The organism is Chitinophaga sp. 180180018-3, assembly GCF_037893185.1.
Lineage (GTDB): Bacteria > Bacteroidota > Bacteroidia > Chitinophagales > Chitinophagaceae > Chitinophaga.
This window is the reverse complement of the sequence record NZ_CP140772.1, coordinates 6,766,614-6,780,368: the sequence shown is the minus strand read 5'-3', so window position 1 is coordinate 6,780,368 and position 13,755 is coordinate 6,766,614. Positions and strand designations below refer to the sequence as shown.

8 protein-coding genes are annotated in these 13,755 nt (G+C 47.0%); 3 read left to right on the top strand and 5 right to left on the bottom strand.

The features are described 5' to 3' along the window. The first annotated feature begins 126 nt into the window (after positions 1–126). Entirely contained in the window at positions 127–3,333 is a 3,207-nt protein-coding gene (locus UNH61_RS26555) for a two-component regulator propeller domain-containing protein (RefSeq protein WP_326995028.1), read from the top strand. Positions 3,334–3,339: 6 nt separating this feature from the next. Here the strand turns inward: UNH61_RS26555 and UNH61_RS26550 are convergent, their stop codons facing one another. The 5 genes from UNH61_RS26550 to UNH61_RS26530 are packed head-to-tail and all read right to left on the bottom strand — an operon-like array spanning position 3,340 to position 9,063. After that, positions 3,340–4,743 (bottom strand): MBL fold metallo-hydrolase, encoded by a 1,404-nt coding sequence (locus tag UNH61_RS26550; protein WP_326995027.1) that lies wholly within the window; start codon positions 4,741–4,743, stop codon positions 3,340–3,342. A gap of 33 nt (positions 4,744–4,776) precedes the next feature. Next, positions 4,777–5,286, bottom strand: coding sequence for a DUF4442 domain-containing protein (locus UNH61_RS26545; RefSeq protein ID WP_326995026.1), 510 nt, complete (start codon positions 5,284–5,286; stop codon positions 4,777–4,779). A 7-nt stretch (positions 5,287–5,293) separates the two neighbouring features. After that, the gene (locus UNH61_RS26540) at positions 5,294–5,797 is read right to left on the bottom strand and encodes a thioredoxin family protein (protein WP_326995025.1); all 504 of its coding nucleotides are present in this window, start codon (positions 5,795–5,797) and stop codon (positions 5,294–5,296) included. Between the two features lie 29 nt (positions 5,798–5,826). Beyond that, positions 5,827–7,818, bottom strand: a complete 1,992-nt coding sequence (gene ppk1 / locus UNH61_RS26535; RefSeq protein WP_326995024.1) for a polyphosphate kinase 1 — start codon at positions 7,816–7,818, stop codon at positions 5,827–5,829. Between the two features lie 6 nt (positions 7,819–7,824). Then, a complete protein-coding gene (locus tag UNH61_RS26530) occupies positions 7,825–9,063 on the bottom strand; it encodes a Pycsar system effector family protein (protein ID WP_326995023.1) in 1,239 nt (412 codons plus the stop codon). 168 nt (positions 9,064–9,231) lie between these two features. Between UNH61_RS26530 and UNH61_RS26525 the strand changes: the two genes are divergently transcribed. Together UNH61_RS26525 and UNH61_RS26520 are read left to right on the top strand one after the other, a co-directional pair. Next, a complete protein-coding gene (locus UNH61_RS26525) occupies positions 9,232–10,083 on the top strand; it encodes a hypothetical protein (protein WP_326995022.1) in 852 nt (283 codons plus the stop codon). Then, positions 10,080–13,733 carry a BamA/TamA family outer membrane protein gene (locus UNH61_RS26520; protein WP_326995021.1) on the top strand — a complete coding sequence of 1,218 codons (3,654 nt, stop codon included), beginning with the start codon at positions 10,080–10,082 and terminating at the stop codon, positions 13,731–13,733. Before UNH61_RS26525 ends, UNH61_RS26520 begins: the two co-directional genes overlap by 4 nt. Positions 13,734–13,755: the final 22 nt, after the last annotated feature.

The window sequence follows — 13,755 nt, the reverse complement described above, 5'->3', positions numbered from 1 at the left end:
AGTAATGTTCATATCGACTTTGCCTAAACATAATAAAAATTAACGGGGGGAACTGTCCTGTACTATCATTCTTTCCCCCATGTAACGACTTAACAGCAACATTTAGTAAATTTATTATGATTACCAATGATCCGGCATTCCGCAAAGGCATATATCGCAGCACAATGGCTTGCAATCAGGTTTTTCTTGATCCTGTTGCAGGGAACTGTATGCCTGTCTGTTGCCACCGCACAACATCCCGGAAGAATCGCTTATAATTTTGTTCATCTTGATATCAGCAACGGACTCGCCAGCAATCATGTATCTGCTATCATGCAGGACAGTAAAGGCTTTGTCTGGATTGCCAGTACAGCCCTGCAACGCTATGATGGTGCCAACCTGGTAACGGTAGCCAGTTTCGATAAAGTACCGGGGTCTATTTATTATGATGATATCTGCCTGTGTGAAGACAGGAAAGGACGCATCTGGATGGGCACCCCTGATAATATTCGTGTATACGATCCGGTTACAGAGCGGGTACGCATACTCGCAGTAATAGACCGTGATGTACGCCCGGAGGGATTGCAATGCAGTCAGATTGTAGAGGACCACAAAGGAGTAATTTGGGCTACCACACACAACGGACTGCTGAAGCTGGACGAGAAAACTCAATCCTTCCACCCCGCCACTGTGATCCCGGAAGCAGAGCGGATTCAAATGATGGATGCCATTATGGAAGACGAAGCCGGTAATCTTTGGCTGAGTGGAAAGCACGGCCTCTATATACTCGACAGGGAACGGAAACAACTCTTCAGTGCGGGGAATAATCCGCAGCAGCTACCGGTATTCGGTATTGATGATACGTTTAAGAAAATATTTACCGACCCGCAACATCAGATCTGGCTGGCTGCCCGCAATGGGTGCCTGTACTGCTACAACCCCGTTTCGCGGGAAATGAAGAGTTATCCCTTTCAAACACCGCCTGCCATAGCCGGAAAGAATGTGCCGGCGATGGATGCTATTTTCGACCTGGTAACAGACCATGAGAAAAATTTGTGGGTAGCTACCGAAAGGAGCGGCATTTTCAGGATGAATAGGCGTACTGGTCTTATTGATATTAATATCATAGCTGATAATACTGCGGAGAAAGGCTTGCATTATGACTATGAAACCAACTGCTTTATGAGCGACCGGGAAGGGCATCTGTGGATAGGAACAGACCATGGTGTGAATATCCTCAGTCTGCACAACAACTCCTTCCGGGTGCTCAATAGCTATACTGTCTTTAATAATACTCGTGAACACCTGCCTGCAGCCGAAGTAACCGGTATCTATCAGGCAACTAACGGCGACATATATGTGGGGTACTGGGGAAAAGGATTCAGCCGGCTGGACTCAGCTCAGAACCTGCTCAGGAGCTACATGCATACGAGCAACGGGCAGCCGGCGGAAAGTCTTCCCGAAGAAAGAAGCCAGGTATGGACCTTCGCTGAATTAACGAATGGAGCAATACTGGTGGGGCAGGAGAATGGTAATCTGTCTGTTTTCAATCCGCATACTGGTAAATTCGACAAACATCTCACTTCTCCCTTATTGTTTGAGCAAACGATCCTGCACCTGGAGCCACAGAGCGACACGCTGGTATGGATTGGTTTGTATAAACGAGGGCTCGCAAGCTGGAATCCTCAGGCAAACACTTTCCGTTTGTATCATGAGATCACCGATTCAATAAAACACCAGGTTTCTTTGATGGACATCATCCCTGAGGGGGATTCCATATTGTGGCTAGGCTCCAGCAGCGCCGGGCTGATGCGCTTCGACATCCGGCAACGCAGGATAACGTCGCGGCAGATATTTGAGTGGAAAGATCATGGCTATAGTAATATCACCTGTTTGCAACGTTACAATGACAGCATCCTGTTGGCCGGAACAGACCACGGGCTCTGGATTTGTAACACCCTTCGTCATACCAGCAGGCCCGTAGTGATTAACGATATGCTGTTTGATCAATGGGTACTGAGCATGGAAGAAGATGAACCAGGGAAGATCTGGTTTACAGCACAGTATGGATTTTACAGGTACGACGTTGTAGCAGATAAATTGGAAACTTTTGTACAAACAGACGATATTATTGATAATGCCCGCAAGGTGAGGCGCCGCATCCTGAAGCTCAAAAACGGGAAATTACTTATTGGTGCATCGGAGCATATTGTGGTACTTGACCCGCAAAGCCTGCTGGTAGCACCGCCTCCGCCTGATGTGGCTATTCTGAATCTGAAGGCAATGGATAGCGTAGTGCTGATACAGGCAGCGCTGCAGGACAGTGTACCGGTGGTACTCAGCTATAAGCAAAACTTCGTCACCATTGAGTTTAAGAGCCTGCAATACCACCACGAGCGAACGTTGTATTACTACCAGATGGAAGGTGTAGATGAAAGCTGGGTGCCTGCTGATAACCTGCTGATGGCTAAGTATACCAATCTGCCGCCAGGGCACTATAAGTTTAAAGTGAAGGCAGTAAACAGCGTGGGTACTTTTTCGGATCACGTTACCACCCTGAATATTTTCATACAGCCGGCTTTCTGGCAAACAGGCTGGTTCAGGGTATTATGTTTGTTGATTGTACTGACGCTGGCATATATGTATTATAAGATGCGTATTGCCAGTGTCAGGAAAGAAGTAAAACAGCGGGAAGCCATTCAGCAACAGATAGCACAGCTGGAGATGAAAGCGCTGCGTGCACAGATGAATCCGCATTTCATTTTCAATGCGCTGAACTCCATTCAAACATTCATGATGAAAAGTGAAACTGAGCAGGCATTATCCTACCTGAGTCGCTTTGCAAAACTGATCCGTAATGTGCTGGATAATTCGCAGCTGAATCATACTACCGTAGCACAGGAAGTAAGCGTACTGGAGAACTACCTGGAACTGGAAAAATTAAGGTTTACAGATGAGTTCGAATATGAGATCATTGTAGATCCTGAGCTGGATGCCAATATGGTGGAAGTGCCCACGATGGTTGTTCAGCCTTTCGTGGAAAATGCCATCTGGCATGGGTTAGTACATGATAAAAGCAAAGGGAAGGTAACCATTACTTTCAGAATAGTAGGCGATCGTATACTTTGCACGATCGAAGATAATGGGGTAGGCCGCGAAAAGGCCACTGCTATAAAGAAAGCGAATAAACCGGGACATCAGTCGCGCGGCCTCCAGATTACCCGCGACCGGCTTTCCATTTACAACAACCGGTTTAATGTAGATGCCAGTTTTGATATAGAAGATTTAGTGGATGAAGAAGGAAAAGCCAGGGGAACCAGGGCTAACCTCTGGTTCCCACTGGTGGAAGGTTGATAGTTATCAGGCCAACCCGATCTCATAATGGCGTTCCGGAATTTCAATATCCAGGAATCCTTTCTTGAGTAACCAGTTGCGGAAAATTTGTTGTACTTCGTATTCTCCATGTACGAGGAACAATTTTTTTACTTCCCGTGGATCCTGGCAGGCCAGCCACTGGCTCAGATCTTCATAGTCGCCATGCGCACTCATAGAGCGGATAACGCCTACTTCTGCCTTCACTTCATATTTTGTACCGTAAATGGAAACTTCTTTAGCCCCGCGCATCAGGCGCCCACCTAATGATTCAGGCTCGCAGTATCCTACTATCAGGATGGTATTTTGCGGCTCATCGATATTGTTGGCGATATGATGTTTTACACGCCCGGCTTCCGCCATTCCTGAAGCAGATATGATCACACAGGGCTCTTTGCGGAAGTTCAGTGATTTGGATTCATCCACTGATTTAATGTAGTGCAGGCCCGGAAAATCGAAAGGATCATCGTCTGTTTTCAGCAGGTTGGAAACTTCTTTATTAAACACTTCAGGGTGCGCTTTGGTAACCTCTGTAGCTTCTGTAGAAAGAGGACTGTCTACAAAAATATCCACCTTAGGTAAGGTACCTTTCAACTGTGCATTATTCAGGGTGTAAAGGAGCTCTTGTGTTCTGCCCACGCTGAAGGCAGGGATGATTAGTTTACCTTTCTTTTCAACACAGGTTTCCTGTATGTACCGCAGCAATTCATCATCGGATGGTTTGGCATCCGCGTGTAATGTACTGCCATAGGTAGATTCAATCAGGATATAATCCGCCTGCGAAAAGGTAGCCGGCGATTTCAGGATCGCATCGTTATACCGGCCTATATCCCCGCTGAAGGTGATTTGTTCTGTTTTGCCGTTTTCTGTGATGCGTAAATGCATAGAAGCAGCTCCTACAATATGTCCGGCATCTGTAAACATCAGCTGAACATCCGGATCTATATTCGTCCAGGTATTATATCCAATTGGTTTAAGTGAATGGATCGCATTTTTGGCGTCCTCCACACTGTACAGTGGCTGTACATAAGGGAGGCCCTGTTGCGCCATTTTTTTATTGGTGAATTTCACATCATCCTGCTGGATCTCTGCAGAATCAAGGAGCAGGATCTCCGTCATATCCCTGGTGGCAGGGGTACAATAGATTGGTCCGTTGTAGCCCATTTTTACCAGTCGTGGAATGAGGCCGGAATGGTCGATGTGGGCGTGAGAAAGCACCATATAGGTGATCTCCTCCGGATTAAACCCGAAATCCCTGTTAAGGGAATCCGTGTCGTGTCCCATACCCTGGAACATGCCGCAGTCCATTAAAATCTTTTTACCATTCTTAAGTGTGATCAGATGCTTTGATCCTGTAACGGTGCGCGCGGCGCCATGAAATGCAATTTTCATATCATTGTTTTAGGGTGAATTGGGTCACCAATTTTACGATTTACTTTTAAAAGACCACGTGATGGCGAAAGAGGCAATTAGTATGCCGTCTTTATCTCTGCCTTCACTATGTAATACAACAGTTTCCGGTGTACCGTTGCTGAGTGCTCTTTCAATGGCTGATCTTAACAGAGGGAGCTCGGAACAGGTGAAAAAAGTAATGCCGGTAGCTTTCTTCACAAAAACAGATTCCATGTTTACAACGAGCATGGATACACGTTTTGGGGCGCTACGCACATACATCATTGCAGGAAGACCGGTACTCATTTCAGCGGCCATCGACAGGCAGGCGAAATAAGTAGAATGGAAAGGATTCTGAGACAGCCAGCGGAAGGGAACAGAGGTGGTGCAGGTATCTGCATCGAGCGACTGTATCCTTACACCGGCCAGCCAGGCGGCTGGTATCTTCCAGAAAAGGTAGGCAGAAAATTTAAACGGATGCCGTGCAAACTTTTGAAAAGATTGCACAGCATCCGTGTTAAAAATGGTAACGCTGTTATTCATAACGTTGCTATTCGTTGATATAATGGGAGGGCAGCAATGCCGCCGGCGACCATTGTTTCAGGAATTCCTGTACTTTTTTCTTGTCATAGGTATCTGCGGATTCCAGTAAACCGGTATTCTGGGTATTGAGCCGGTTACCCTGCGCATCCAATACTATCAGCACCGGGAAACCAAATCGCTGCGGATAGCCCAGCTCCTTCAGGATGGGCAGGTTCTTGTTTTCCTTGCTGTAATTGAGATGATACACCACATAGCTGTTGTTCATATCAGCTTTTAGCTCAGGATCATCCTCGATGAATTTATACAGTCTCTTGCACCAGATACACCAGTTGCCGCCAATCTGTAACAATACATGTTTCTTTTCCCGGGCAGCCTGCTGCTGAGCTGCCGCAATATCCGCCTTTGCATTGGCAACAGGATTATAAATGTGCTCAAGGTCGAAAGTCTGTGCCTGCGAAGTGGGAATGGCAAAGACGATACTCAGTAACAACGTCCAAATATACTTCTTCATAAAAATGCACTTATATCAGGATATCTAATTTACATTATATTTTGCACATACGCCTGTATAGCCTGTTGGGCAGTACCGGTATTTTCCAGCTGGAGCTGTACGATGTCTTTCAGCTGTTGCTGGAGGGCGGGCGCGTATACGGGTATACATACTTCAATGCGGCGGTGAAGGTTCCTGTTCATCCAGTCGGCCGAGCCCATGTATACTTCTTCCTGGTTATTATTATGGAAGATGAATACGCGTGCATGTTCCAGGTAACGGTCTACTATACGGATGATCCTGATGTTACTGCTTTCCGGGATATCCGGTACCAGGCAGTTGATACTCCGCACGATCAGATCTACCTGCACCCCGGCTTCACTGGCCTCGTACAGTTTGTTGACCATTCCTTTTTCCTGCAGGTTATTTATCTTGATGATAATATGCGCTGGTTTCCCTTCCCGGGCGTGCCCGATCTCCCGGTTTATCAGTTGGGAGAACCTTTCCGTCATATTGAACTGCGCTACCAGCAGGTGCTCAAAGTGGAGAAACTGATATTGCCCCGGTTGTTCCCTGCTTTGAAGGTAGAGAAATAAAAGTTCCATTTCCCGGGTGATGCCGGTATGGCCCGTGAACAGCACATGATCTGTATAAAATCTGGCAGTACTTTCATTGAAATTTCCCGTAGCTATCAACCCGCAGTAATCCCATTGATAACCCCTGTTACGCTTTACCAATGCGGTTTTGGCGTGTACCTTCATGCCGGGGATACTATATATCAGCTTTACGCCGGCTTCTTTCATTTTCCTGGCCCAGCGTACATTGTTGGCTTCATCGAAGCGGGCTTTCAACTCCACAAAAACAGTTACTTTCTTTCCGTTTTGCGCGGCGCTGATTAAGGCCTGTGCTATTTGAGAACCGGAGGCAATGCGGTAGAGGGTTACGTATATCTCCGCTACGTCGGGGTCAGCTGCAGCTTCATTAAAAAAACGAAGGATGCAGTCGTATCGCTGATAAGGCAAATGCACCAGCAGGTCTTGTTGCAGTACAAGATCGAGCAGATGATCAGTGTCTGATATAATCTTGTTATCTGCCGGCGTCGCCTTAGGATATTCTACCTGCTGAAGGCCCACTGGTACCGGCAGTGAGGCAAGATCTTTCAGATTGTGATAACGCCCGCCAGCTACCAGTTCATCGTCGTGTGCATCAAACTGCTGCGCCAGGAAATGTAGTAACGGCAGCGGCATGGTAGCATCATAGAGAAATCTTGTAGGCACTCCCAACTCACGTTTACGGATCAACGTTTCTACTTCTTCCAGGATGTCTGTTTTCATTTCATCCATGTCCATCTCCGCATTCCGGGTGAGCTTGATACTATGGCAGTTTTCCACCGTATACGCAGGGAACAGGTAACCGATATGTGTACGGATGATATCATCGAGAATCGCAAAGTAATGACGCCCTTCCTGATCAGGTAATGGCAGGAAGCGGGGAAGTCCGGACGGTATGTTCACTATCACGTATTCCCTGACTTGTTCATTGCGTATAGGCGTGAGCGTTACAACCAGATATAGCGCATTATTTTCCGGAAAAAATTTCCGCTGATGGCCGCTCAGCCACACTGGCTGAAGGTATGCGAGCACAGTGGTCAGAAAATAATGTTTAGTGAACGCCACATGCGCTGGCAGGAATGGTGCGTTGTAGTACAACTGCACGCCGTGTGCAGATAATGCAGGAAGCACATCGTTGCGGAATATCTGCCCGTATTCCTGTTGCTGCCGGTTGATTTCCTGTAGCACCTGTTGCAGCGTTTCCGGGCTGATGGATTCATTTTCTCCGGCGGCAGGATCCTGCTCCAGAACCTTGTTGATGGTAAGTATGGCCGGCATCCTCACCCGGAAGAACTCGTCCAGGTTAGAGGAGAAGATGGACAGGAATTTGATACGTTCGTACAAAGGTACCTGCGGGTCTGTGGCCATCTGCAATACCCGGTAGTTGAAAGATAACCAGCTGAGATCGCGGTTATATAAAGGAACACTCATGAATCACTACACTTTAACCGGGAAAAAAATAGCAGCTACTAGAAATGACAACACTGATATAATCAGGCCGAACATAAAGATGTTGTAAGAGATACGGAGCAGCTTGTATTTATGTCCCAGTACGGCCCCCAGGAAGTAAATATCTTTAGTCATACTGCTATATAGGAAATCTGCATCGTTCATCATCTGTTTCATACCCCATTCATACTCTTCCAGGTGCATTTTATAAAAATTCCCGAAGAAAAGCAGATTGGCATTTTTCTTTTCAATATCAGCTTTGGTGAACACGCCGCTGGTGACATTGGGGCGGGTCGCCAGCACAGAAAAGATAACAGTCAGCACCGATGTAGTAAGAAAGATAACAGACGGTATGATCATATTCGGATAGTCTTCCAGTCGTCTTATCAATACGCTCAGTATTACAGAGATGATGATAGAGTTGACCGATATCATGATGTGCGCCTTGCTATCGGCCATGGAGCTAAGCCTGATGTGATTGGTGGAGGTGGTGCGGAACATGGTTTCCACGCCGCGTTCCGGTTTCTTTCTTTTATTTTTTTTAATCTTTATTGCTGCTGCTGTTGCAGTAGCGGTAGTATCGCTGGGAGTTGCAATGGTTTCGTCAGTTTCTGCGGTATCTCCTGCTTTCTTTTCCAGCTTCTTCGTTAGTTTGGCAATGTTCTCTTCCTTCTGTTGCTTGTACAGTGTTTGTGCGTAGTCTGTCCAATAATGATGCTCCGTGAGAAAATGAATGGAAGAAGAAAGCCATTGCACGGCGGGCACTTCTTTTTGCAGCGTCATCTCTACTTCCTGCCGTAATAGTTTGTTCCTGTCGTTAAAGATTTTGGAGCCCAGGTGAGAAAGATCTGCATCACAAACGATTTGTTCTACAAGTGTATGTGGCGACTGGGGCATTTTGGTAGCAAGAATAGCCCCCTGTACCATCGTCTGTATGTTTTCCGGGGCCTGTTGTTGCCGGAGGAATTCGATAGCTTCCTGTGCGCCGTTTTCCTCATGGACCTTCGCATCGCCCAGCAAATACCCGGCGTCATGGAACCAGGCGGCTACATATACCGCCACCAGTTCGTCGTCCTGTAAACGGTAATGGGCGGCAATCTGGGCAGCTGCCTGAACTACCTGCTGTGTATGTACCAGGTTATGATATACCAGATTAGGCTTGGGATGCTGCTCATATTGGGCTAGTACAAAATCGCGCGCTGCATCGATTAAGGAGCTGTTTTGCATGATCGAAATTTATTGATTGAAATTACGAATTAAAAATTACGAATTACGAAATCGCGCGAAGATCTTAACGGACAAGATATGTGTTATTCGCAAAGATCTTCGCGCGATTTCGTAATTCATAATTCGTAATTCATAATTTAACTTAATTTTAGGTTATAATGTTACACCATGACTGTCCGTATCTGGCTATTCTCACTCTTCTTCCTGTTGTCGTGCAACGCTTTCAGTGACCGGGAACAAAAAATCTACGCTTCTCCTGCCGGGTACGACCTTAAATCCCCTGTACGCTACCGGATGAGAGAGTCTATGCAGGAAATATCCGGTATTGTATTATACCCCGATGAGCATCGTATTATGGCCATTAATGATGAACAAGGGCGCATCTATGAGGTAGATGTGGCAGCCACCAGGCCTTACCGTTATTATAAATTCGCCAGGGATGGGGACTATGAGGATATTTGCCACACAGATAGCGGGTGGTTTGTGCTGAAAAGCAGCGGATCTCTGTACCATGTACATGGGCTTTTTACGGATAGTGTATATAGCGACCACTATAAGCTGGAGAGGGATGTGAAGCAGGAGTTTGAAACAGTTTATAACGATACTGCGCTGAACAGTATCGTTATGATCTGTAAGAATTGTGCCGATGATAAACGCCAGGGTATCACCAGTGCCTACCGCTTCCACCTGGCCACTAAAACCTTTGATACTGCTGCTATTTACCATTTTAATGCAAATGAAATTGCCAATCTTGCCGGAACAGATGTGCGTAACTTCAAGCCTTCAGCTGCTGCTATACATCCCATCGAAAAACGGCTGTATATAGTGGCGTCAGTCAACGGCCTGCTGGTGATTGCTGATCTCAAAGGGAATGTGCAGGAGGCATATAACCTGAAACGAAGACTCTTCCAGCAACCAGAAGGGATAACTTTTGCTCCTAACGGGGATATGTATATTTCCAATGAAGGGGGGCGCGATGGGATGGCTAATATTCTTAAATTTACTTACAAGCCCAAATGATCAGATCTGTCATTATCAATATCATACTTGCTGTTTTTTTCTGCAGCACTGTCTGCGCACAATCCCCACAGGTGCTGCAACGCATCATTCTCATCGGGGATGCCGGTGAGCTTCACAGCAATGGAAAGAATCCCGTCATCGATGCTGTCAGACAAACGTTCGACCTGCAAGACAGCCGGAACACCGTGTTGTTCCTCGGAGATAACGTGTATCCGAAAGGGTTGCCAGACTCTGCCAGTGCCCGTTTCCCGGCAGCTAAAGAGATCCTGGACTATCAGATTAACCTGGTGAAAGGAACAAGGGCAAAGGGATTTATTATTCCGGGTAACCACGACTGGGACAAAAGCAAGCCCGATGGCTGGCAGGTAATCCGCAACCAGCAACGTTATGTAGACTCCCTGAACCTGGACAATGTACAGTTTGAACCTAAGGAAGGATGCCCCGGCCCGGTAGAAGTAAAGATCTCCGATAAGGTAACGCTGATTATCATGGACAGCGAATGGTGGGTGTTCCCATACCAGAAACCTGGCGCAGAGTCGTCGTGCGATTGTAAAGATAACGAAGAGATCCTGACGCGGCTGTCTGAGATCGTAGCACTCAACCGGAATAAGCTGATCATTTTCGCTACCCATCATCCTTTCAGAAGCTATGGGATACATGGAGGATATTATACGATTAAGCAGCATATATTTCCGCTTACCGATCTGAAGCCATCATTGTACATCCCCTTACTGGTTATTGGGTCTGTTTACCCATTGGCGAGGGGAGTGTTTGGCACCGCGGAAGACCTGCCAAATCCCCGGTACCGGCAGATGGTTAAGAGCGTGGAAGAGGCCCTGAAACCTCATGGGCCGGTGGTATTTGTATCCGGTCATGATCATACGTTGCAATTGATAAAAGATAACGGGAACGCCTATGTGGTAAGTGGCAGTGGCGCCAAGAACAATCGCGTGAAACAGGGCGCCAAATCACTGTTTGCATCTACAGAAAACGGGTTCAGCGTGCTGGAGCTCCTGGCCGACAGTACAGTACGGGTACAGTATTATGTAGCTGACAAAGGTCAGCAGGCTGTTTTCACTAATACCCTGTTCCGTTTGCAGGACATCCCCCGTAAGGCGATTACCTATGAAGTCCCTGCCGAACTTCCATCTTTCGTAACAATGGCGGCAGATACCCGATACAATCATGTAAACAAACTACACCGGTTTCTGTTGGGAGAAAACTACCGGAAAGTATGGGCTACCCCGCTGAAATTCCCGGTACTGAACCTTAAAACGGCAAAGGGCGGCCTTAATATCCTGCAAAGAGGCGGAGGAAAGCAAACCCATTCCCTGCGTCTGGAAGATAGCACGGGAACGGAATATAACCTGCGTTCCCTGAAGAAATTCCCGTTGGCAGCCATTCCGGAAATGCTCCGGGAAACAGTAGCGAGAGACATTGTACAGGACCAGATTTCGGCTTCCAATCCGTACGCTCCGCTGGCAGTAAGTGTGCTGGCTGAAGCGGCCGGAGTACCACATACACACCCGACTTTCGTATACCTGCCGCGGGATACGTCGCTCGGCATTTATGCCAACGACTTCGGCAATGAAATATACCTGTTTGAAGAAAGAGAACCTGTAACAGGTAAGAATGATAAAACGTATAATACTCCTAAAGTATTGGCAAAGATCCAGGGCGACAATGATGTACATGTAGATCAGAAACCGGTGCTGCGCGCACGTATTCTGGATATGTACATTATGGACTTCGACCGGCACGATGATCAGTGGCGCTGGTATAAAGAGAAACATAAGGGCCAGGATTATTACCTGCCGGTGCCGCGCGATCGGGATCAGGCATTTTTCATCAACGAAGGACTTTTCCCCGGCCTGGCATCGCGACCCTGGCTGCTGCCGGGTATACAGGGATTCAGGAATCATATCCCCGATATTAACGGCTTTAACTTTGCCTCCCGTTACTTCGATCGCTCTTTTTTGAATGAACTGGATGAAAGCGATTGGAAGAAACAAACGGATAAGTTTTTAAGGAAAATGACCGACAGTGTGATTGAAGCTGCTGTAAACACTTTCCCCGACACCATCAAAGCGCAGGTAGGCCCCATGATGCTGGAACGACTGAAAGCACGCAGAGACATCCTGGAGAAAAACACCATGAAGTATTATCGTTTCCTTGCCAAAGGAGTGGATGTGCCGGCTACAGAAAAAAATGAACTGATCACCGTGGAGAAGCAGGCCGGAGGAGCAGTAGCATTGAATATTTTCAAGATCAGCAAAAAAGGCGCAGTACAACAGAACATCTATTCACGGACGTTTGATCCTGCTGTGACCAAGGAACTGAATGTATACGGAATGGGAGGAAACGACCGCTTCGAAATAAAAGGTGATCATGCAACGCCTATACGTATACGGCTTATCGGCGGCAAGGATGCAGATACCTATATCGACAGTACTACCGTGAAAGCAGGCAAACGTATACGCATATACGATCAGCGTTCCGGGAAAGACAGCTTCGCCCTGTCGGCTAATGAACAACGTCGCTTATCTGACAATCCTGAAAATATAAGCTATAACCGGAGTGCATTCCAGTACGGGAAAACAGTACCTATGCTTGCGGGCGCATACAACCGTGATGATGGTGTACTGCTGGGGCTTGGTTTATCCATTACCCGGCATTCTTTCCGCAAGGAGCCTTTCTCTGCTAAACACCTGTTCACCGCTACCCACTCGCTCGCGACAAGAGCGTGGAACTTCCGGTATGAGGGAGAATACACAGATGTGATTGGCAAATCTGATCTCCTGGTAATGGCCAGGGCCAAAGCGCCAAACAATACCATTAACTTCTTCGGTTTCGGCAACGAATCCGTATTCGATAAATCCGGTGGAAAGAAAATTCCGTACTATCGTGCCCGTTATAACTTCTATACGGCGGAAGTACTTCTCAGAACCAGCCTGAGCGATCATATTACTATCGCTTATGGCCCCACGTTGAATAATTATCATTTCGACAGGGATGAAAACAACAATCGCTTTATCACCGATTTCAAAAACAATGGCCTCGATTCAGCGAATATTTATGCCAATAAGATGTACGCTGGTGGTAAGATAGTAGCAACTATCGATACCCGCAATAACAAAATAATTCCCACCCGCGGCATATTCTGGACTACCACGTATTCCGGTAATTTAGGCCTGAATGGCAACAGCTATAATACTACCCAGTTACAGACGGACCTGAGTTTATACATGAGCTTCCGCATTCCTGCAAACTTTGTTATTGTAAGCCGCTTCGGCGGTGGCAAGCTGTGGGGCAATTATGAATATTTCCAGGCACTGACAATAGGTGGTGTGCAAAATCTTCGGGGTTACCGGAACTACCGCTTTGCCGGCGATGCCAATGTCTACAACAATACAGAGATCCGTGTCAAATTATTCGACCTTAAAACATATATACTCCCTGCCGGCGTTGGCCTTATCGGATTTAACGACGTAGGCCGTGTCTGGAGGGAAAACGAAACATCTCACGTCTGGCACGATGGTTTTGGCGGCGGTATTTTCGTAGCCCCTATCAACGCCATGATCATTACAGCGGTGATAGGACATTCGAAGGAGGAAACAGTACCGTATGTGACGCTGGGATTCAAGTTTTAAACAGTCTTTAGTCTTTAGCTAT